Raw genomic sequence first — 19079 nt, 5'->3', positions numbered from 1 at the left:
CTCGGCGTTGTTGAATTGCGCTTGTTGGTCTTGCCTCGACCATCGGCTTGCTTGGGAGCCACAACGTGACAAAGCACGCTGCGCTTTGGAATCCAATGGCAGACGATTCACACCCAGCGGGTTGGATCTCTGCTGACGCAATCTCTCTCTCCAAGCTGATACGCCAAGGGATCCAGCCAAAGCCCTTGCAGGTTTGCGCAGGGGGCACCAGCAGTCGCTGTGCCGCGGATGGACTTTGGACACTCGATTTAAGAGCGCGCCATCGCCAGCTGATCATCAACGAAGAAGGAGATGAGGTGGAGATTGGGGCCGGGCTCACCATGGCCGAGGTTTTAGAGGGTCTTCAAACCCAGGGACGCTCGATCCCCGTTGGCCTTTCCACCGTTCCAGGCTGTGGCTTTGTCCTGACGGGTGGGATTGGTCCGCTGAGCAGATCACAGGGCCTTGCCATGGATCACATCGTGGGCCTGCGAGGTGTCTGGGGAAATGGCGACATCTTTGACCTTTCAGTGCCGGCCAACCCTGCAAGCGCTGGAACAGCATTTAGCGCTGGATCAGACAATCAGGACGAAACGCAGCAGCAGTGGAAAGGGCTGCTCGGTGCTGCTCCCTTCCTTGCGGTAGTCACTGCGATCCGGCTGCGGACTCAGAGGCTCACACCTTTAGTGATTTGGCGGAGCGTAGGCAGCGTTCAGCAACTTGCTATCGCCGTGGAGGCAGCGGAACAGTGGAAGCACAGCGCCAGCTTGCAATGGGCCTGGAACGAAAGAATTGAGCTGTTCATCGCTTGTAGCGCTGACGACCCTGCCGCGATGACAGCGGTGCAGACGCTGAAAACGCTGCTTGGCCACTGCGCTGAATCGAGCATGACCATCGTGCCCGGCCAACATGCTCAGCCCCCATTTGGAGCCTTAGCGACCTCCACCGCTGCAAAGGGGCGCTTCCACAGCGAAGTCATCAGCAGGCTCGGTCCAGCCTGGGGCCAACGCTTGCCCTCACTGCTTGCAGACCTGAATCAACTCATGAGCGAGCGTCCGCACCCTGGATGCCAAATCAGTGCTCAACAACTTGGTGGGATGAGTTCTCAGGTACCCGTGTCACGCACATCATTCATTCATCGCGATGCGATCTGGAAACCTTGGATCAACGCCGTTTGGAACGCAAATGATCAAGAAGGACGAGAACGTGCACTGGATTGGCTTTTTCACGCCAACACCATCCTTACTGAATCCTGTCCTGGTGTTCACCTCGCGCAGATCCATCCACACCTGTCCTGCCATAAGGCAGAACTCAATGACGCCTTTCAAAACTGGCTTCCAGGCCTCAATCAATTGAAGTCACATCATGATCCCTATGGGTTGCTGCCACCGCTCTGAGATACGGTCCCTGAAAAGAAAGTGGCACTGACGCCCATGGCTTCCTCTCCCGCAATGGGACTTCAGAACTGGTTCAGCAATCCGAGACGGGATGTTCTCTCAGGCCTAGTCGTGGCCTTCGCCATGATTCCAGAAGCGATCGCGTTCTCTGGAATTGCAGGCGTGGATCCAAGGGTTGGATTGTTTGGAGCGTTCTGTCTCTCCATAACGATTGCCTTCGTCGGTGGACGAACGGCGATGATCACCTCTGCCACAGGATCAACGGCCCTGTTGATGACCGGATTGGTTGCGACAGGAAATGCGAGAGGGGAAGGACTGGGGCTGGCCTACTTGATGGCAGCAGGAATTCTCACCGGCGTCTTCCAAATCCTCTGGGGTTACTTGCGACTGGCTTATCAGATGAGGTTCGTTCCTCTAGGTGTCTTAAGCGGGTTTGTAAATGCTCTTGCTTTATTGATCTTTCAGGCTCAACTTCCACAATTGGGAATCAATATTCACTTTGGGGAAGCCGGACATGACCATGTGATGCATGCTCTGACTGGAGGCCAAATGGCCGTGGTTTGGCCACTCGTATTACTTGGCCTTGTCATTATTTATGGTCTACCACGGATCACACGCGCCCTTCCTTCCCAGCTAATAGCCATCATTGTAATTACAGCCATCAGCATGGGGCTAAGTTCAATATTTCCAGATTTAAATATTCCCAAAGTAGAAGATCTTGGCAAACTCCCCAATGGTCTCCCTATGTTCAACATTCCCTTTGGAGACATAAGCAACCAAAGGGTTCCTCTTAATTTAGAGACGTTTGGAATTGTCTTACCAACAGCTTTATCGATATCACTAGTCGGCTTGATGGAAACATTCCTCACTCAAGATATTCTTGACGAGAGAACTGATTCTAATTCAAACAAAAATACTGAAGCGAAAGGCCAGGGAATTGCAAACATCGTGTCTTCCTTGTTTGGAGGAATGGCTGGCTGCGCCTTGGTGGGTCAATCCGTCATGAACATCGATAACGGCGGACGAACACGCCTCTCCACCCTTTCCTCAGGAATCAGCCTCTTAGCGATGATTTTACTGGCCAGTACATGGCTTAAGCAGATCCCAATGGCAGCTCTGGTTGCAGTCATGATTGGAATCGCCGTCAGTACAGCCGACATCGCTGGCTTGCGAAATATTCGAAATATCCCCAAAAGTGACACTGCCGTAATGGTGATGACTTTTGCAGTCACCATGCTCACCACTCCCCACAACCTTGCTCTTGGAGTACTGGCCGGTGTGGCGCTTGCAGGTGTTTTATTCAGCCGCAAAGTTGCAAAAGTCATTCGCGTCGACGCGATCAAAATCAGTGAAGACGAGTGCCGCTATGTGGTCAGTGGACAATTGTTCTTTGTAAGCAAGATTTATTTCCTACAAGGATTTGACGTTCACGATCATCCAGCCAGAATCACTATTGATATGAGTCAGGCACATATTTGGGATCAAAGTGGTGTTGGAGCACTCAACCAACTCATTCGCAAACTCAGACTTGGTGGATCCGTCGTAAACGTTGAAGGATTAAACAAAGAAAGCTTGAATCTCTTTGAAAGGATCGGGAGCCAACCTGAGGGAGGTCATGGTTAATCGTGAATCAGCCTGATGGCTATTCCTTGTTGTAGAGGAGTGCCAAACAAGCGGTCATATCATGCCGCATGCCCTCGAGACGATCGCTGATCTCGACGTCATTCGGATTTAACTCCAAATAGCGAATCGTCACGTCATTACCGATGCTCATAATCAGACATAGGGTCTGCAAATCATTCGTTTCAACAGCCCTCATTCGCGCCCCTTCAAGTATTACTTTTAGAAGAGACATTTTATTATAATAAGCCTGTTGATCAGTCTCTTCCCAAGCAAGAGCTGGGGGGAGCATTCCAAATAAAATTAGAGATGAAAAGAGTGCAGATCCTACAAGTGTTCGCATCATCAAGCTGTTCACGAACACTCGCGAAAGCTAAACCAGTTCTCTGAGTTGACAAGAACGATCCGCCCTGACGAACGAGCTCTGACACACTTGTTCCATACCAGAGACAATCAGATGAGAGTCCGTCTTCTTGCACTGCCACTGGTTTCTTTCCTATTCATTTTGAATGGGTGTGCCACGCTTGGCGAAGGTGGAGCCTCAAGACTCGATCTCATTAAACGGAGAACCGAGCTTCGCTGCGGAGTCAGCGGCAAGATTCCAGGTTTTAGTTTTCTGCAAAGGGATGGATCCTTCGCTGGACTTGATGTGGACATCTGTCGAGCCTTTGCTGCAGCAATTAATGGCAGCCCAGATCAAGTGCAATACAGGTCCCTAACCGCTCCAGAACGTTTCACAGCACTACGTACCGGAGAGATTGATCTCCTATCGCGCAACACCACGTTCAACCTCAGCAGAGATGCCGCGGGAGGCAATGGCGTCAGCTTCGCTCCTGTGGTCTTTCATGACGGACAAGGTCTCTTGGTCAAGCGCAGCAGTGGGATCTCCAATCTCAACAACCTCAAGGGCAAAACCATCTGCGTGGGCTCAGGCACCACGACGGAGCAAAACCTCAACGATGCCTTTCAGGCAAAAGGGATCGACTACAAACCAATTAAGTATCAGGATCTCAATCAAGTCATCGCTGGCTACCTTCAAGGTCGCTGCAGCGCCATGACATCGGATCGCTCTCAGCTCGCCGCGGCCAGATCGGGTTTTAACAATCCAGAGCAACACGTGATTCTCCCTGAAGTCTTGAGCAAAGAGCCCCTTGCTCCACTGTCAGCAGGTGGTGATCAGCGCCTAACGGACGCCATGCGCTGGGTGATCTATGCGTTGATCGCTGCAGAAGAATTAGGCATTACACAAGAAAACATCGGAAACAAGCTGGAGGAAGCCCAACGTCGACCTGAACTCACACAGCTGAGGCGTTTTCTTGGGGTAGATGGTGATTTAGGTCAAAAATTAGGTTTAAACAACGATTTCATTGTCCAAGTGATTCAAGCAGTAGGTAATTACGGTGAAATCTATAATCGACATCTCGGCCCGGAGAGTGCCGTTCCAATTCCAAGGGGCCTCAATAATCTGTACAGCAATGGAGGCGTACTGACCTCACCCCCATTCCAATGAATCGTTCAAAACGATTGTGGTTGCAGGTCATCATCGTGCTGGGGCTCCTCACCGTGATGGGGATTCTGATCAATAACCTTGCGGTCAATCTGATAAGAACAGGCCTAGGCCTCAGTTTTGATTGGCTGTGGCGACCCGCAGGTTTCGCGCTCAGTGAGCACTCCCTTCCTTATCAACCTTCAGACAGCACGGCCTGGGCACTGCTGATGGGATGGCTCAACAGCTTGCGCGTGATCGTTGCAGGAATTGTGTTGGCAACCCTGCTGGGCGTCAGCACCGGTGCTGCGCGCCGCAGCCTGAATCCGTTGTTAAGGCAGCTAGCAGCTCTCTATGTGGGATCCATTCGTCAGATTCCTCTCCTATTGCAGCTTCTGTTCTGGTACTTCGTTGCCTTTCTGGGACTTCCTTCCCAGCCATTCGCACCACTAGGAGCCGTGATCCAGCTGTCCAATCAGGGGATCAGCTTGCTCGGAGTCACGCTCAGTGTTGAGTTTGCAGCGGTCCTTCTCGGACTCAGCGTGTTTACGGGAGCATCCATTGCAGAAGTGGTTCGCGGTGGCCTCGATTCCGTCCCACGCGGCCAGTGGGAAGCCTTCCGCAGTCTGGGCATGACGGAGGGACTTGGATTACGCCGAATCATCCTTCCCCAGGCCCTCCCAGCAATTTTGCCTGCACTCAGCAGTCAATATTTGAATCTTGCCAAAAACAGCACGCTGGCGATTGCGGTGGGCTACGCCGATCTTTACGCGGTGAGTGACACAACCATCACCCAAACAGGACGAGCAATTGAAGGATTTTTGCTGCTTTTGCTGAGCTTTTTACTGCTGAACTTGCTTATCAATGGAGGGATGCAGCTGCTGAACCGAGCTGTTTTAAAAAACCAGAACCATCATTAAGCTGAAAAGGTATGCTCTGCATTCATGAATAGTCGCCGTATCGCTGCAGTCTTTTTAATTGTGGCCTCTATTGCAGCCATTTTGCTGCCTTTTGCATCAGCGACCCTTCTCACCATTGGCTTAGGGGGGATTGTGTTCGTAGCTGGGATCAATCAACTGCTTCGGATTGGAGATATTCCAAACAATCAAGGGAAACTCTTTAAAGGCTTGTCAGGCCTGCTTTACATCGTTGGTGCTGTCTTCATTCTGATCGACCCCATCGACAGTGAAATCAGCCTCACCCTGTTTGCAGGCGTCCTCTTGCTTGTAGAAGGCTTGATGGAATTAGCAACAGGAGCCAGTTCCCATGCACCAGCTAGCGGTCTTGTGGTGGTTGATGGAATCGTGACTGCCATCCTCGGATTGCTATTGGTGATCGAATGGCCTTCTGACAGCCTTTGGGCTTTGGGGACCATCTTTGGAGTGTCTCTTTTCCTATCCGCCTTGAACTTGCTCAAGCCCACGGATGCTCCACCAGCCGCCAGCTAATGGCGAGCCAGTTCAAACCTCGGCGACAGCGCTATCAGCGTTGGCGGCAAAAACCGATTGAGGCCGCATTCAGCGTTCTCATGCTCGGGTTGATTCTTTGGGCTCTCTGGTCAACGGGATCCTGGCTGATCACTGGGGCTGATTGGCGTGTGGTCAGCCACAACCTTCCGCTTTATGCCTTTGGCAGCTATCCCGCTGATCAACGCTGGAGGCCTTTGGTTTGGATGGCCGCTCTCCTGCTGCTAACGATCACCACGCTGGGCAGTGATTACTTGCCTCAACGTCTGAAACGCCTCCAACCTTTGCTTCCCTGGGCATGGATCCTGATGGTGCCTACAGGAGTTGTTCTGCTTGCTGGAGCCGCCAACCTCCAAGCCGTGCCCTCTCGCGCCTGGGGAGGGCTCACCCTCACCTTGCTGCTGACCACAGCGAGTGGTTTTTTAGCCCTGCCCATGGGGGTAGGGCTTGCGATCGGCAGAACGTCCAATTTGGGTTTGGTGGCGATGCTTTGCCGCATTTACATCGACCTCATGCGTGCCGTTCCTCTCATTGCGGTTCTTTTCTTCGGGCAGTTGCTCCTCCCGCTCTTCCTTCCGGTTGAGATCGAAATCAACAGAGTGTTGAGAGCTGTCATGGCTTTTGCACTATTTGCAGCGGCTTATGTGGCAGAGGATGTGCGCGGAGGACTGCAATCCATCCCACCCACACAAGCGGAGGCGGCCGCGGCCCTCGGCCTCAATGCGTCTCTCACCATGAGACTGATCATTCTTCCTCAAGCCTTGAGAATTGCTGTTCCGGCCCTGACCAACCAAGCGATTGGATTACTGCAAAACACAAGCTTGATGGCCATTCTCGGATTAATAGAACTGCTAGGAATCAGCCGAAGCTTGCTCGCAAACCCTGAATACATCGGCCGACATCTGGAGGTTTATGTATGGCTCGCAGGTGTGTATTGGTTGCTCTGTTCAGGGATGGCCCTCTTAGCGAAGCGAATTGAACGTCAAGGCCACTTATCCACTAGCTCCTAAGACCGTTCGTACCGCCACAAAACCTATGTCCATCGCCATTCACGCGCAGTCCGTTAGTAAGTCCTATTCCGACGATCATCGTGCTCTTGATGAGGTGAATCTCAGTGTCAACCTTGGCGAAGTTCTTGTTGTCATGGGGCCCTCTGGTTCAGGGAAAAGCACCTTGATCCGCACCTTCAATGGCTTGGAGAACATTGATGAAGGTCAATTAGAAATCGTAGGGATTCAGCTGGATTCCAACCATGACGAACGACAGATCAAACGAATACGGCGCAGGGTTGGAATGGTCTTTCAACAGTTCAATTTGTTTCCCCACCTCTCCATCCTCGACAACATCACGCTGGCACCAATCCGCGTCAAAAAAACAAAGAAAAAAGAGGCGGAGCTGAGGGCGCTCTCGCTCCTGAGCCAAATGGGGATCGCTGATCAGGCCATGAAACGGCCTGCCCAGCTCAGTGGGGGGCAGCAACAACGCGTCGCCATCGCCAGAGCCTTGGCGATGGATCCAGAGGTGATGCTGTTCGACGAGCCAACCAGTGCTCTCGATCCAGAACGCGTCAAGGAAGTTCTCGATGCCATGCGCACGCTGGCCTCAGCAGGAATGACCATGGTGGTCGTTACGCATGAACTGGGATTTGCCCGTGAAGTCGCTGACCGGGTGCTGTTTATGGACGCTGGGAAAGTAGTTGAACTTTCAGACGCAAAGACATTTTTCAGCCATGCCAAAGAAGAGCGCAGCAGGCGCTTCCTCAATCAAATGACTAACTGACAACTGCCATCCAACTGATGCAGGGCCCGTTCAGCAGCTATGAGCTCCCTTTCGGTTTGCTGCCAGCTTTCATTGCCAACGGGAAGGCTATGAATTTGCTCAGCCAACCGCTCCTGCAAGCGCTCACGTTGAGCTTGCAAGGTTTCACTGAGCTGAACCACTCTCTGGGGGATGGAACAGAAAGGAGCCGAAACAGCCACTGAGCACCTGTCGTGGGACAGCTGAAACTTTGGCACATCGTTGTGCGTGTTCCTAGTATTTACTCAGATCTGGCAGCTACCGCGATTCTTCGCCTCCTGGTTGAACTCATTCCAGGCCTTCTTGTTGGATATCTGCTCGGACGATTCAAACCAAGTTGGGTCAAGCCGTTAGCGACGCCACTCGTGCGCTACGGCGTCCCCATCAGCCTGATGGGCTTGCTGTTGAAAGGTGGATTGAACAGCTCCCTGATCAGCACGGCCGCCGTGGCCGCGGCCGCCATCATGGGCATGCTGATGGTGCTCAGACGCTGGCGCCGAGGGGACGATCCGCTGCTCTCGCCCACGCTGCAACTGGGCTGTTGCGTTGGTAACACTGCCTATTTCGGGATTCCGGTCGCGCTGGCCTTGCTTCCACCAGAAGCTTTATCAGTCAGTATCGGCTACGACTTCGGCGCAACGCTCCTGGCATGGGGGCTAGGACCGATCTGGCTTGCAGGATCAAGTCCGGAGGCTGATCCGCAACGTTGGCGTGTATTGATCAACCACCTCAGTTCCAGTCCTGCCTCACGAGGACTCCTGGGCGCCTTGGTTGTGTTGGCAACACCATGGCAAGCCACGATTACGGCCGCACTGTGGATGCCTTCAAGGGTTGTGATCGTGCTGGCCTTAATCGTTGTGGGCATGCGACTTGCAGGCCTTTCAGACGCGAAATCAACAACACCGCAGGCAGAAGCAGCAACCCAGAGCGCTCAGCGCAAAACGTTGAATGCTGCTCTGGGGTGCAAACTTCTGCTGTTTCCTGCATTCGTATTGGGACTCAGCCTGATCCTTCCCATCAGCGTTTTCGCGCGTCAGGCCCTTGTCCTACAAGCTGCAGCCCCCACTGCCATTTCCGTGCTCTTAATGGCAGAAACCGAGCAGGCAGACAGCACTGCAGCAGCACAGCTCATTTGGCGCAGCACCCTCATGGCACTGATCACGGTGCCAATTTGGGCTGTGCTGCTGAAGACATTGGGAGAAAGACTCGGAACGTGAGGTTCAACCTTGGCGTGCGTACCCTCTTGCGAACCGGAAGGGCGTGCATCCACAACCGTTGGCAATCAGGTTCCATCACCAGCAAATCCCCATCTGCAAGGGCTAGTTCCTCTCGGCTCTGGCTCTGGCGATGACGAAACTGCAACGCCCTGGTGGCACCAAAAGAAAGGGATGCGATCGGACATCTGGCATCAATCTCCGGTTCGTCATCGGCATGCCAGCCCATGCGGTCATCTCCATCCCGATAGAGATTGAACAAACAACCATTGAATTGGGCAGAACAACTCTCATTCACCTGCTCCAGCAAAGGCGTAAACCAGTCGGGCCAGCCCTGACCGCGATGAATCACACCGCTATAGCGGTATGACACCGAAGCATCTGCGAGAAAAGCAGTCATTCTCGGCACACGGTGGAGCTTGCCGTACACCCGAACTTGGGGTTGCTCCCAGACAATCTGTTCCTGACATCGATCAAACCAGTAAGCCGAAGCTTGCGGTTCAATCCAGCCAACGCGATGGTTCCAGCTCATCGATCGTGGGTCTTGCCTGAAACAAACCAGTAACGAGCCATAACAGAGACGAAAACTTCGCGGCAACACCCCATACATTCTTCCCATGGCAGCTCGCATCACGGAATCGGAATTTCTCAAACGAGCGCGTAAGCGCTTTGGTGATCACTTCGATTACTCAGAGATTAAATACCGCAGCTACAAGAGCCCGGTCAAAATTCGTTGCAACAAGCATCCGGTCCAACTGATCAGCATCACGCCTGAAAAGCATCTCCAAACCACAGGAGGCTGTCGGCACTGCCTTAGAGAGAGAAGGATTGCCGCCTTGGAGCGGGAACTCAATCGCGAAGCAGCTCAACGGCCAATTGAAACAACAACGCAAAAGGAGAAACTCTCCCCCTTACGACTGAAGAGTAACGCTGATCGCTGAGATCGCAGGTACAGCAAGGGATCTACTCTTGTCAACAGCTATAAAAGTACTAACCTTTTACATGCAGCTAGTATGAGGCCAATAACCGTTAGTCACGTTAGTACCCACCTAATCCACGAGAGAACAACCAATGCCATCCAGCCTTGATCGAGTTCAGACACTTCTCCAACCAGAGGAGTACGCAATGGTCAGAACCCTGGCCAAACACAACAAGAGGGCCATGTCAGCTATGGCTGCTGAGCTAGTAGAGACAGCACTCAAGCTTCCTAAGTACAGAGCCCAGCTCGATGATGCTGAGGTTCAGGTCCCAGTAAGAGAGGACACCAGGGATTACATCCCAAGGACTCAGGTAAGAGCAGAGAAGAAGGAGAGGGAAGTCCCTCCTTATATAGACCTCATTCCAGAGAAGGAGAGAGAGGTGGTCATCGGAGCAGGGCTAGACAGCCTCACACCCGAAAGGATCACCGAACTCAAGGATCTGCTCTCCTTATTAGAGAAGGTCAAGAGCTGAGGGACTTGGCATAGGCGACGGCCTTGTAAGACCTAAGACCATCAAGCTTGACTATTAGATGAAGCCATTAACAAAGGAGGAGGAGCGGAGGCTATGGAGCAACTTCCAACAGACAGCCATCCAGCCCACCTCAAAGCAACAGATAGATAAGAGGGCATTAGCAGCCCATAGAAGTGAATCGAATCCAAAGGTCACCAATAAGAACAGGAACCCAAGGGGTACCAAGTTCACGACCTATAGACAGTCACCTGCTGTGAGCAGTGAGTCCTATGTCACCCCGCATCCAAAGCAGGGGATCAATGGAGTCAAGGTTCATGACATGGCATGGGATAGGACCATCAACCAAAGGAAAGGGGGAACACCCTTCCAAGTTCCTAACAACCTCAACCCACAGCAAAGGGGGTTAGCTCAGCAACGGATGAATGCCTCAGTAGGTGGAGCTCTTGATCAAGTAAAGATCGGAGACCATGTGACTGGTGAGTTCTTCACGGGAGATGGGCAGCAAGGCAGGAGGAGCACCTTCTTCGACAGGGCAACCAATGGTGTCTTGGCTAACAACGGGAAGGGAGGCTTCGATGCGAAGAGGGTTGGACCTACCACCTGGCAACGATCAGATGGGGTGAAGATCCAGTTCGATCCGAAGGCAGCACTTAGAGGGTTAGGTGGCCAAGCAGTCCGACAAACAGTTGGAGCTGTGGGTGGTCCCTATGGCAAAGCCCTTCAAGGACTGATGACCCTCGACAACCTCATAGCTGGCATTACTGGCAAGGGAGGAATGGAGAGATGGAATGATCTGGTCAAGGCAACACAGGACATCAGACCAGTGAAGCCAACGAGTGGACTGATGAAGTTCTAAGTATTTCTACTCATCTTCTGTTAATTGGGTACTAACCAGTTGACAGGTAGGTAATCAGGGGGCATACTTAATTCATCGGAAGCAAGGGCGGACAAACAACCGCCCCTCTACTACCGAAGACCTCTCCACCACGAGAGTTCAAAGCCACCGACGCGAAGTCTGGTTCAGCTTTAACTTTCCAGGAGGGGTTGACAAGGTACTAACCAGTTGGTACCATATCTACATCGGACAAAACAAGCCAGCCCAAAGGCTTCATAAAAGCGGCACCGCTCCTGGCCCATCAATCAGGAGCTCCGCCTCCCCCGGGGCGTGTGAAATGAGCGGGATGACTGATCCACATGACGGATCACCTTTTCGGGGGTGGCTTTGGTAACGGGTTGCGGTTTGGCATCGACAACCAGCGGGTTCGATTCCCGTCACCTCCATTGAGCTAGTCCCTCTTTAAAAGGACCGCTATCCAATCGCTAAATGAACAATGTCAACCTGGCAACCTGCACCTGGGGCAACCCTAAGGTGTAATCCTGCATCAATGCAGGGTAAAAAAGGTAAGGCAAAAATGCCTCGGCCTCTGATGATCCTGGGTCAAACACCTGAGGGTCTATGGCTGGCAATACCTACATCTACATCCTGGGCATGTCTGGACTGGCAAAAGCCAATCCAAAATGAGGGTGACTGGGGTATAAAAGGGGGCTGGGACTTCCGATATAAATCGGACTCCTACTGGGCTCCTAATGAATACCTGCTGCTAACAACTGAGGAGATCCTGGACCTGGCAGATACATATGGAAAGCTGAACTATGCGCCGGAACATATCTGGCTGCATGGTATGGCGGAATATAAAACTGCATGGGAGAAGGATCTCCTGGGTGATCAGTTCTTTGATGGTGCAACACACCTGAAAAAGTACTAATCAACCTGAGCTAGCCCCTCTTAAAAAGGGCCTTTTCTGGGACAGCACTTGGTAGGCAGCTTTCGTAATTCCGCATGACGGCCACGAGAGTTGAGAGGGTTCGATTCCCTCCTGCTCCACTTGGCTTCCCGATGAGCCTTAATAAATCATCGAGGGCTTGACCTCCCGCAGATCCAATGAGTCAGGGCAGCTGCGAGCCTACATATAAGAGCAGCGGGTTTTCGCTAGTCCGTCTCATCCCATATAAAAGACGGCGTGTTTCGGGATCACTAACCCGCGGGAATGTGGACGCCTGCAAAAAGATCCACAACTATTCGTCCTGAGTAAGACGTTAAAAGACTTCGCCTACCAGTGATCGATGAGCTGGGCGGACTTTGGCAATGCTGTCATGTTCAGGATGGGCGTTAAACGAATCCTGATAACGATGCCTCCAGCCGTGACCCGAGAGGGTGAGCGGATTGACTTGGGGGCTGAAGAGGTTGCCACGGATGACGATGTAACCGTGAGGGCTTCGGCCACAAATCGTCTAGCGCCTGGGAGGCGGCTGCTGCTATCCCGAGGAAAGAATTACCTGGAATAGACCGGGCTCCTTAATCGGAGAGACGCAGTGTTCGGCAATCGGGCCGTGAACAATACCGAGGCAGGGTGAACCATCGTCCCCTGCCAATACATCCACCTACGGAGCACCGCATCATGTCTAAGAAAAAGTTAATCGGTGATACAGGGTTGTTCTACGATAAGGGAACAACATCTATGTGCGCAATCGGTACTAAGGAGACTGCAACCTTAATCTTGGGTAACGAGTTCTGGGCAAAAGGTGACGGAGCATCTTTGTATAAGTTGTCTACGGATGGCTGTGGTACAGAGATCGAGATGCCTATTCAAGCAGCAAAAGACTTGTTTCACTTGTTAGGAGCAATGTTGGAAATGGACTGATCAACTTGGACCTGGGTATGTCCTTAAAAGACCTATCAACATCGCATCTATCTAATGAATACGAAGATCACGATCACGCAGGAAAGTCTGCGGGCAATGCATAACAGCATCAGCTATGCGGCAGAAATGCTGAGAGCTAATGACATGGGAACGTATGCAGACGACTATCTGAAGGAGGAGCTGGACCTCGCGCATAGAGCATGCGCATACATGGGACAGAGCCTCTATGAGGCATGGTCGGAACTGCCTGATGGGTCACCGCTAAAGGAGATCTATCGGGATGAGATGTGGCATCCGGAGACGGAGCTGCCTAACTGAATACATGGGCCTGGGCATGCCCTGAAACTGCCTATTCCACCGCATCTAACATCATGTTTAAGCACAAGCTTGAGCCTTCAGGTCCACATCATCCGGACTGGAAGTACGAGGATCCGCATAAGTGCAAAGGGCAGGATACATACGGCTTGTTCCTATACAAGATCGGTCCTGACTGGGCATTCAATATGTGGAAGCACGGCAAGATCGACGAGCTGCTTACCTGCGGCACGGAGAAGGCGCTGGACTTCTGGTATCAGAAGCTGAGTAAGGAGGACGCGAACTATCAATCAGAGATGTACGCGACGATTAGTACAAAGCCGATGGAGGATCCGACTTGCATACTGGAGCTAACTGGTGAGCATCCGGATAAACAGAATAGCCACAACTACTGGGAGCCGATCAGCGGTGAACAGTGCTGGCTCTGTGAGTACGGAACGCAGATGGGGCTTGGAGGGGCAGAGAAGCTTTACCTAAAGCTGACGCTGTCGAATCCTGGCTAGACATACCGGTGGGTACTAACCTATTATTAGGTGGTACTCGCCATCACTACCCGGCGGCGCTCCTGCCGCCAAAAACTACGGAGAATCCGATGTTCGAGAAAGGCAAAGCAATCAAGAAACAGCGACAGCTTGAAGCGTCTGCATGGATGGAAGTCCATAGAAAGCAGATCGGCATTCCTACAGAGATCGAGGGTGTGTCCGTGATTGGACAGCTGCATCATCCGATCCTTAGTGATGGCTGGGACAGCCTGCCTTGGCGAGCAAGTGGATCGATGATCCGATCAAAGCAAAACAGCAAAGGGCTGTGGAGCAATGGCGGGAAAGATCATGCGAAGTCAGAGAGGAGCATTCATACCTTCAAAAACAGGAAGGCGATGGATGCATGTCTGAAGGCAAGAAAGCTGAGGGCAGAGAAGGCAGTCGTTGTAGGCAAGCGTCGTCAAAAAGATGGCGGGTTGCTGGCAACAATTCAGCCTGGATCGATCCGACTTCAGACAGTTCCGGACAGCTTCAAGCAGGTTGCAAAACGATCTGGCTACATCCTTGGCTTCACGCCTGAGGAGTGGCGAGTCGGTCAGTCTGCAAGGAGACAGGCGCTGGGTGAAGTAAGTCGAGGAGGGCTGAAGGCAAAGACTGTGGTGCTGGGTATGCCGGTTCCTAAGAATCTTCTGATTAATAAAGAAGAGCTGTGGTCTGAGCGTCAGTCATACAGGGGCAGGATTTGTCATCTAGCGGATCTGTTTACAGAGGATCAGTTAGACGGCATGAATCCTGAAGAGATGGTTCCTGATACGAAGCGGGTCGAACTGGTTGCGTATTCGGAGCTTCTTGCATATCTGATTGCAGGTGGTCTGACGCCTAAGGAAACGGAAGCGTTGGAACTGAATGCAGCAGGCATGGGTCAGCTGGGGAGGTCAGGCAGAGAGAACTTGCATCGAGCAAGGAGAAGGGCGAGGGCAATCATGGCGGGTCCGATAACGATCAAGTCATGGGATCTGAAGCCTGTGGATTGGCTGCATGCGGAAGGGATCTGGACGACGGTGTGACAGTTCTTGCAACTGGCATACGCCGTTTTTGGCCTGTTTCTGCCGTAAGTAGTGAGAGGGGTATCCGGTTAATCACCGGGTACCAACCCGGCCCGAAGAGGGCCACTAAACATCTGGAGAATCAAATGTCTTACGAACAAGAGTCGAGCCTGTACATCGACATCGATGCATGCGACTTGGCAGAGGAGCTACAGCCTGAAGGGATCTTCCTTTATGGGCCTATGGCATCCGGCATGCGTCCTTTGGACTACGAGCCGAATACAGACGATTACGAATACATGCAGTCAATCCTTTACTGATTGCTTTGGGGGAGGGAACTAACCTCCTCCTAACCAGGCCCTAACTAGAGGGCCATAAACATCTGGAGATTCAAATGACTACAGCAACAGCAGACATGAGCGTCATCATTCAGAACAAGGGCTGGCAAGTGGTCCTAGTTAGAGAGCATCAGCGAGCATTGCCTGGAGAGGCGGGGTCGGATTACAAGCCGATCAACGTCTGCGAGCATCTTCGTGAGATCTGGTCTGATGGTCATGAGAAGCGGATCAAGGTCGGCTACAAGTGGAAATCAGGTGAGATGTCTGGAGATCTGATCGAGGCAATGAATGAGGTCTTGAAGATCAGGACGCAGGAGCTACCGCCTAAGACTTGGCAGTGGACCTTGCGAGCAGCAACTTATGTGCTGGAGCATGGAATGCGGTATGACAGGCGTAACAAGGTCTGGCATAGAGGCAGCTTCTGCTGGGCATATGACGTTGATCGCTGTATGAACATGATCGACAAGCGAGTACTTAAGAAGCAGGAGGCAGCAGCATGAGGTTCTTATTCAGATCTTTCTGGCGTCTGCTTTACAGGAATCCTGAGTATCTAAAGTATTCAGGGAAATGGGACTGTCGCATCATCAACGGAATGCCGAGACGAGTCAGGTGGTATGACCTGGGTCACTGGGTCAAAGCATTCAGGGATGAGTGGTTCATGTACTGCCATCCGGAGTTAGGTGATGAGGGATGAGGTAAAGGTTGCGCGTAAGCAATACGAGCTTGCGCGTCGAAATAAGAAGGTCGTTCCTGCACCGGTATGTAGTCGGTGTGGGATGACGTTGGAGGAACATCAGGCGCTTGGCCTGGCAAACCTTCAGCTACATCATGTGACCGCATTGAGGGATGGAGGACATCCGACAGATCCATCGAATCTGATAACGCTTTGCAAGTTCTGCCACGACTGGTGGCATAAGTACTGCGAGCCATTCGGAAGAGATTGGTCTGAGTTCATGCGAGACGAGCCTATTCATCAACAATTCTGGGAGGACTGGAAACGTGGAAGAGGAAAAGAAATCCTGGGAAGATGAAACCTGGGATGCGTTAAAGGAGGCATTCGAGCCTCCTGAACAGAAGCCGATCTTCAAGGGTTCAATGATCTACCGCTCTAAGGAGTGGTTCATCAAGAACGGCCTGAAGTGGCCTGATTGATTGAGAGCCCGTATGTGGGCCTTGTACGCATACACCTTCATCCAGGACAGCGGTTCGATTCCGCTCACCTCCATTTACGGGGGTGTCCTGGCTTTCGACTGGGTGATGGTTCTTCTGGTTAAACGCCAACAACATCAAACGTACAGAGCGCACCTTGGCTATCGCAGCCTGAGGTCCGTGACTGACATCGGGGCTTCTTCGGAAGCCTCTTTTTTATGCATTTCTATCTGAACCTATGACAACTACAGCACCTCAAGCACTTACAAAACTGATCAATCACGTTGAAGGAGTGACCGAGTCCCTGGAGAGGGATGAGTATGCGGTAAAGCTGAGGGATGTAGTGACTTCCTTTTGTGAGGACTATCCAGAAGTAAGTAAGAAGTACGGAAGCCTTGACGACTGGGAAGTAAGTCTCTGCTCGGCAATGCTTGCAGGAGCAATCTACAGCGAACTAGGGAAGACTAAGAATCCACTTAAGAACTTTAGGGCTTTAGATGCTGGGATGAATGTTCTCACTCAGAACATCCTCATCCTGTCTGAGCAAGACATTGAGCTAGCTATCAATCTAGGCAAGCTGACTGAGTCACTATCACAGACATACATTCAGATCTGCCTACTTCAAGTGGCCACGCTGCAAAGCAAAAAGGCCGCCACGAAGCTCTTCAAGTTCATGACAGATGGAAGCTCAGAAAGGGTGGGAGCCCTACTACAAGAAGCACAAGGATTCAAAAACTAATGATCTTAAACAATTTCAAATGCGGTGAGTGTGACAAGACTCACTATCACATCTCTGTACCAACTGAAGAGTGCTACGTGACTCGCCAAGAGGTGGTCATCGAACTCGACAGAGAAGGTCTGGAACACCTAATGGAAAACATCCAGCGACAACTACTACTAACCCCAGCAAACTTATGAGCCCCCAAGACATGATGAAAGCCGAAGCAACCGAATCACGCCAAGCAGCAATCAACGTGCTTCAAATGATCAAGCATAAGGAATATATGAGGAAGGTAAGGAATGAAGCTCTTCGCTCTCAATACATCAATCCACGGGAGATCACAGGATGAAGTACGAGAACATCTCAGCCCAGGAATACATCGTCTGGATAGTTCACACCATGACGGCAATGGATGACGGGCCTGAGTTTGATCAGCTACAGGAACACTTCAACAAAATCTGTGAACAACTAGATCACCTCCGCAACTGCTACGAACTTCCTTCCTATGAAACTGATCGACGCAATCAACCTGGCAGCTGAAACACGCCCCACCTGGAGAACACCTAAAGGGGTATGGATAGCCCCAGCTAACTCACTTCGAGATCATGTGATTCGCCTCTTCGGTGGTAACAAGCAGATCAAGAAGATCACTAAAGGAGACCTAGCAGCAGCACGGACAAAGCTCCTGCTTGAGAAGTACAAGCCTGCAACGATCAATAGGATCCTTTCCTTCATGAACTCTGTGTTTACAGAGATGCTGGATCTGGAGATTATTGATAAGCACCCGAAGCTGAAGAAGCTACAGGAGAACAATCAACGAAAGGGGTTCTTCACACAGGAGGACATCGATCAGATGGTTCATGCCGCTAAGGACATCTTTCAGTACAACGAGCTAGCTGACGCTATTCTCTTCTCCCTCTATACAGGCTGCCGCAGAGCCAACCTGCTGGGCCTGGAAGTAAGGGATATAGATCTGATCAATGACACCATTGAGTTCAGAGATACAAAGAACGGGGAGAACTACAGCACTGACATTCACCCGAACCTGAGAGACATCCTGGTTACTAGGTGTGATGGCGAAGGTCCTAACTACAAGATCTTTGACTTCACTAATGGCGATCAGCTGCTGAGGCAATTCAAGAAAGTCCGTGACTATCTAGAGATGGACAAAAAGCTTGTCTATCACTCTCTGAGGCATACCACTGGAACCTGGCTCGCTGAGCGTGGTGTCCCTGTGCAGAACATTGCCAAGGTCCTAGGTCACAAAACCCTGGAGATGTCTATGCGTTATACGCATCTCTCCGACAAAGCCCGTAAATCCGCAATCGACTCATTATGACTTTTTCAATCAAGGCTCATGGCGTGACTATCCCTATGGAGGGAATCACTCAGGCAGAGTGGAATCGCTTCCAACAACATCTTGCAGTACCAGCTGATTCTGACGGAAAGAAGATGTTCCCACTGGGGATGATGAGCATGATTCAAAGACTTGCCCCGATCTTCTGTATGACGATGGAGGAGTGGGAAGCAACACCAGGGAGCCCCAATTTCGTACCGCCTGAAGAGACCAAGAGGCGTCTAATTGATCGCTATCAGAAGACTCAATATGGTGATCAGAAGTTGATCATGAAAGCCTATAAGGCATGGCTCCAGGAGTCACCAATGGCCAAAAAAGATAAGAAGGTACGTATGGACCTACTTAGAGCACTGAGGGAATACAACAAGTTCTCACCCTGCATACAGGTGACACAGCGACTGGAACAGGAGGAGGGGTTGCCTGGTTATGAGCAACTTTATCGAGACCGACGAATTGTCGATTTCCTAGTCACAGAACTCGGGTATGGGGTTCATGAAGGGACAGCAATCTGGGCTGACTGGGAAGACTATTTCTACGACCTCATTAACGCCTGAAGCT

Annotated in this window: 27 protein-coding genes; 24 read left to right on the top strand and 3 right to left on the bottom strand. The window is 51.6% G+C overall.

Going from position 1 to position 19079, the window contains the following annotated elements; genetic code table 11:
* The first annotated feature begins 65 nt into the window (after positions 1–65).
* Both SynPROS91_RS05045 and SynPROS91_RS05040 read left to right on the top strand, forming a co-directional pair.
* Entirely contained in the window at positions 66–1376 is a 1311-nt protein-coding gene (locus SynPROS91_RS05045) for an FAD-binding oxidoreductase (protein WP_255439948.1), read from the top strand.
* Between the two features lie 36 nt (positions 1377–1412).
* On the top strand, positions 1413–2999 hold the full coding sequence (locus SynPROS91_RS05040; protein WP_186518943.1) for a SulP family inorganic anion transporter: 1587 nt from the start codon (positions 1413–1415) through the stop codon (positions 2997–2999).
* A gap of 19 nt (positions 3000–3018) precedes the next feature.
* Here SynPROS91_RS05040 and SynPROS91_RS12175 read toward each other — a convergent pair whose 3' ends face one another.
* Positions 3019–3150, bottom strand: coding sequence for a hypothetical protein (locus SynPROS91_RS12175; RefSeq protein ID WP_255439947.1), 132 nt, complete (start codon positions 3148–3150; stop codon positions 3019–3021).
* Positions 3151–3453: 303 nt separating this feature from the next.
* Between SynPROS91_RS12175 and SynPROS91_RS05030 the strand changes: the two genes are divergently transcribed.
* Genes SynPROS91_RS05030 through SynPROS91_RS05010 form a run of 5 tightly spaced genes read left to right on the top strand, consistent with a single transcriptional unit; the run spans position 3454 to position 7727 of the window.
* Positions 3454–4506, top strand: coding sequence for an amino acid ABC transporter substrate-binding protein (locus tag SynPROS91_RS05030; protein ID WP_186518938.1), 1053 nt, complete (start codon positions 3454–3456; stop codon positions 4504–4506).
* Positions 4503–5402, top strand: a complete 900-nt coding sequence (locus SynPROS91_RS05025; protein ID WP_186518936.1) for an ABC transporter permease subunit — start codon at positions 4503–4505, stop codon at positions 5400–5402. The genes SynPROS91_RS05030 and SynPROS91_RS05025 overlap by 4 nt, the downstream gene beginning before the upstream one ends.
* A 24-nt stretch (positions 5403–5426) precedes the next feature.
* Entirely contained in the window at positions 5427–5930 is a 504-nt protein-coding gene (locus tag SynPROS91_RS05020) for an HdeD family acid-resistance protein (RefSeq protein WP_186518934.1), read from the top strand.
* Positions 5930–6958: an amino acid ABC transporter permease gene (locus SynPROS91_RS05015; RefSeq protein WP_186518932.1), complete on the top strand. Its 1029-nt coding sequence runs from the start codon at positions 5930–5932 to the stop codon at positions 6956–6958. The genes SynPROS91_RS05020 and SynPROS91_RS05015 overlap by 1 nt, the downstream gene beginning before the upstream one ends.
* A 25-nt stretch (positions 6959–6983) precedes the next feature.
* The gene (locus SynPROS91_RS05010; RefSeq protein WP_186518931.1) at positions 6984–7727 is read left to right on the top strand and encodes an amino acid ABC transporter ATP-binding protein; all 744 of its coding nucleotides are present in this window, start codon (positions 6984–6986) and stop codon (positions 7725–7727) included.
* Here the strand turns inward: SynPROS91_RS05010 and SynPROS91_RS05005 are convergent.
* Entirely contained in the window at positions 7712–7927 is a 216-nt protein-coding gene (locus tag SynPROS91_RS05005) for a hypothetical protein (RefSeq protein ID WP_186518929.1), read from the bottom strand. The genes SynPROS91_RS05010 and SynPROS91_RS05005 overlap by 16 nt on opposite strands.
* Positions 7928–8011: 84 nt before the next feature.
* Between SynPROS91_RS05005 and SynPROS91_RS05000 the strand changes: the two genes are divergently transcribed.
* Positions 8012–8962, top strand: a complete 951-nt coding sequence (locus SynPROS91_RS05000; RefSeq protein ID WP_186519481.1) for an AEC family transporter — start codon at positions 8012–8014, stop codon at positions 8960–8962.
* On the opposite strand, the gene SynPROS91_RS04995 is transcribed toward SynPROS91_RS05000, so the two are convergent.
* Positions 8904–9491: an alpha-ketoglutarate-dependent dioxygenase AlkB gene (locus tag SynPROS91_RS04995; protein ID WP_186518927.1), complete on the bottom strand. Its 588-nt coding sequence runs from the start codon at positions 9489–9491 to the stop codon at positions 8904–8906. The two genes, SynPROS91_RS05000 and SynPROS91_RS04995, sit on opposite strands and share 59 nt — an antisense overlap.
* 85 nt (positions 9492–9576) lie before the next feature.
* Between SynPROS91_RS04995 and SynPROS91_RS04990 the strand changes: the two genes are divergently transcribed.
* The 16 genes from SynPROS91_RS04990 to SynPROS91_RS04915 all read left to right on the top strand — a co-directional run bounded on the left by SynPROS91_RS04990 (position 9577) and on the right by SynPROS91_RS04915 (position 19075).
* Complete coding sequence (locus SynPROS91_RS04990; protein ID WP_186518925.1) at positions 9577–9900, top strand: hypothetical protein; 324 nt, start codon at positions 9577–9579, stop codon at positions 9898–9900.
* A 130-nt stretch (positions 9901–10030) separates the two neighbouring features.
* Positions 10031–10411 carry a hypothetical protein gene (locus tag SynPROS91_RS04985; protein WP_186518923.1) on the top strand — a complete coding sequence of 127 codons (381 nt, stop codon included), beginning with the start codon at positions 10031–10033 and terminating at the stop codon, positions 10409–10411.
* A 319-nt stretch (positions 10412–10730) separates the two neighbouring features.
* A complete protein-coding gene (locus tag SynPROS91_RS04980) occupies positions 10731–11267 on the top strand; it encodes a hypothetical protein (RefSeq protein ID WP_186518921.1) in 537 nt (178 codons plus the stop codon).
* A 475-nt stretch (positions 11268–11742) separates the two neighbouring features.
* Positions 11743–12177: a hypothetical protein gene (locus tag SynPROS91_RS04975; protein WP_186518919.1), complete on the top strand. Its 435-nt coding sequence runs from the start codon at positions 11743–11745 to the stop codon at positions 12175–12177.
* 693 nt (positions 12178–12870) lie between these two features.
* Positions 12871–13113 carry a hypothetical protein gene (locus tag SynPROS91_RS04970; RefSeq protein ID WP_186518917.1) on the top strand — a complete coding sequence of 81 codons (243 nt, stop codon included), beginning with the start codon at positions 12871–12873 and terminating at the stop codon, positions 13111–13113.
* A 54-nt stretch (positions 13114–13167) separates the two neighbouring features.
* A complete protein-coding gene (locus SynPROS91_RS04965) occupies positions 13168–13431 on the top strand; it encodes a hypothetical protein (protein ID WP_186518915.1) in 264 nt (87 codons plus the stop codon).
* Between the two features lie 53 nt (positions 13432–13484).
* Positions 13485–13931 (top strand): hypothetical protein, encoded by a 447-nt coding sequence (locus SynPROS91_RS04960; RefSeq protein WP_186518913.1) that lies wholly within the window; start codon positions 13485–13487, stop codon positions 13929–13931.
* Positions 13932–14020: 89 nt separating this feature from the next.
* Positions 14021–14977: a hypothetical protein gene (locus SynPROS91_RS04955; RefSeq protein ID WP_222929403.1), complete on the top strand. Its 957-nt coding sequence runs from the start codon at positions 14021–14023 to the stop codon at positions 14975–14977.
* Positions 14978–15102: 125 nt separating this feature from the next.
* On the top strand, positions 15103–15276 hold the full coding sequence (locus SynPROS91_RS04950; protein ID WP_186518909.1) for a hypothetical protein: 174 nt from the start codon (positions 15103–15105) through the stop codon (positions 15274–15276).
* A gap of 95 nt (positions 15277–15371) precedes the next feature.
* A complete protein-coding gene (locus tag SynPROS91_RS04945) occupies positions 15372–15794 on the top strand; it encodes a hypothetical protein (protein WP_186518907.1) in 423 nt (140 codons plus the stop codon).
* A gap of 183 nt (positions 15795–15977) precedes the next feature.
* Positions 15978–16325 carry an HNH endonuclease signature motif containing protein gene (locus SynPROS91_RS12365; RefSeq protein WP_370586787.1) on the top strand — a complete coding sequence of 116 codons (348 nt, stop codon included), beginning with the start codon at positions 15978–15980 and terminating at the stop codon, positions 16323–16325.
* Positions 16294–16446, top strand: a complete 153-nt coding sequence (locus tag SynPROS91_RS04935; RefSeq protein ID WP_186519846.1) for a hypothetical protein — start codon at positions 16294–16296, stop codon at positions 16444–16446. Before SynPROS91_RS12365 ends, SynPROS91_RS04935 begins: the two co-directional genes overlap by 32 nt.
* A 235-nt stretch (positions 16447–16681) precedes the next feature.
* Complete coding sequence (locus SynPROS91_RS04930) at positions 16682–17182, top strand: hypothetical protein (RefSeq protein WP_186518903.1); 501 nt, start codon at positions 16682–16684, stop codon at positions 17180–17182.
* 327 nt (positions 17183–17509) lie between these two features.
* Positions 17510–17704, top strand: a complete 195-nt coding sequence (locus SynPROS91_RS04925; protein ID WP_186518901.1) for a hypothetical protein — start codon at positions 17510–17512, stop codon at positions 17702–17704.
* Positions 17670–18503, top strand: a complete 834-nt coding sequence (locus tag SynPROS91_RS04920; RefSeq protein ID WP_186518899.1) for a site-specific integrase — start codon at positions 17670–17672, stop codon at positions 18501–18503. Before SynPROS91_RS04925 ends, SynPROS91_RS04920 begins: the two co-directional genes overlap by 35 nt.
* Entirely contained in the window at positions 18500–19075 is a 576-nt protein-coding gene (locus tag SynPROS91_RS04915) for a hypothetical protein (RefSeq protein WP_186518897.1), read from the top strand. The genes SynPROS91_RS04920 and SynPROS91_RS04915 overlap by 4 nt, the downstream gene beginning before the upstream one ends.
* Positions 19076–19079: the final 4 nt, after the last annotated feature.

The organism is Synechococcus sp. PROS-9-1 (assembly GCF_014279775.1).
Taxonomy (GTDB): Bacteria; Cyanobacteriota; Cyanobacteriia; order PCC-6307; family Cyanobiaceae; genus Synechococcus_C.
Note: the sequence above shows the minus strand (reverse complement) of the source record. Positions and strands in the feature narration are given on the sequence as shown.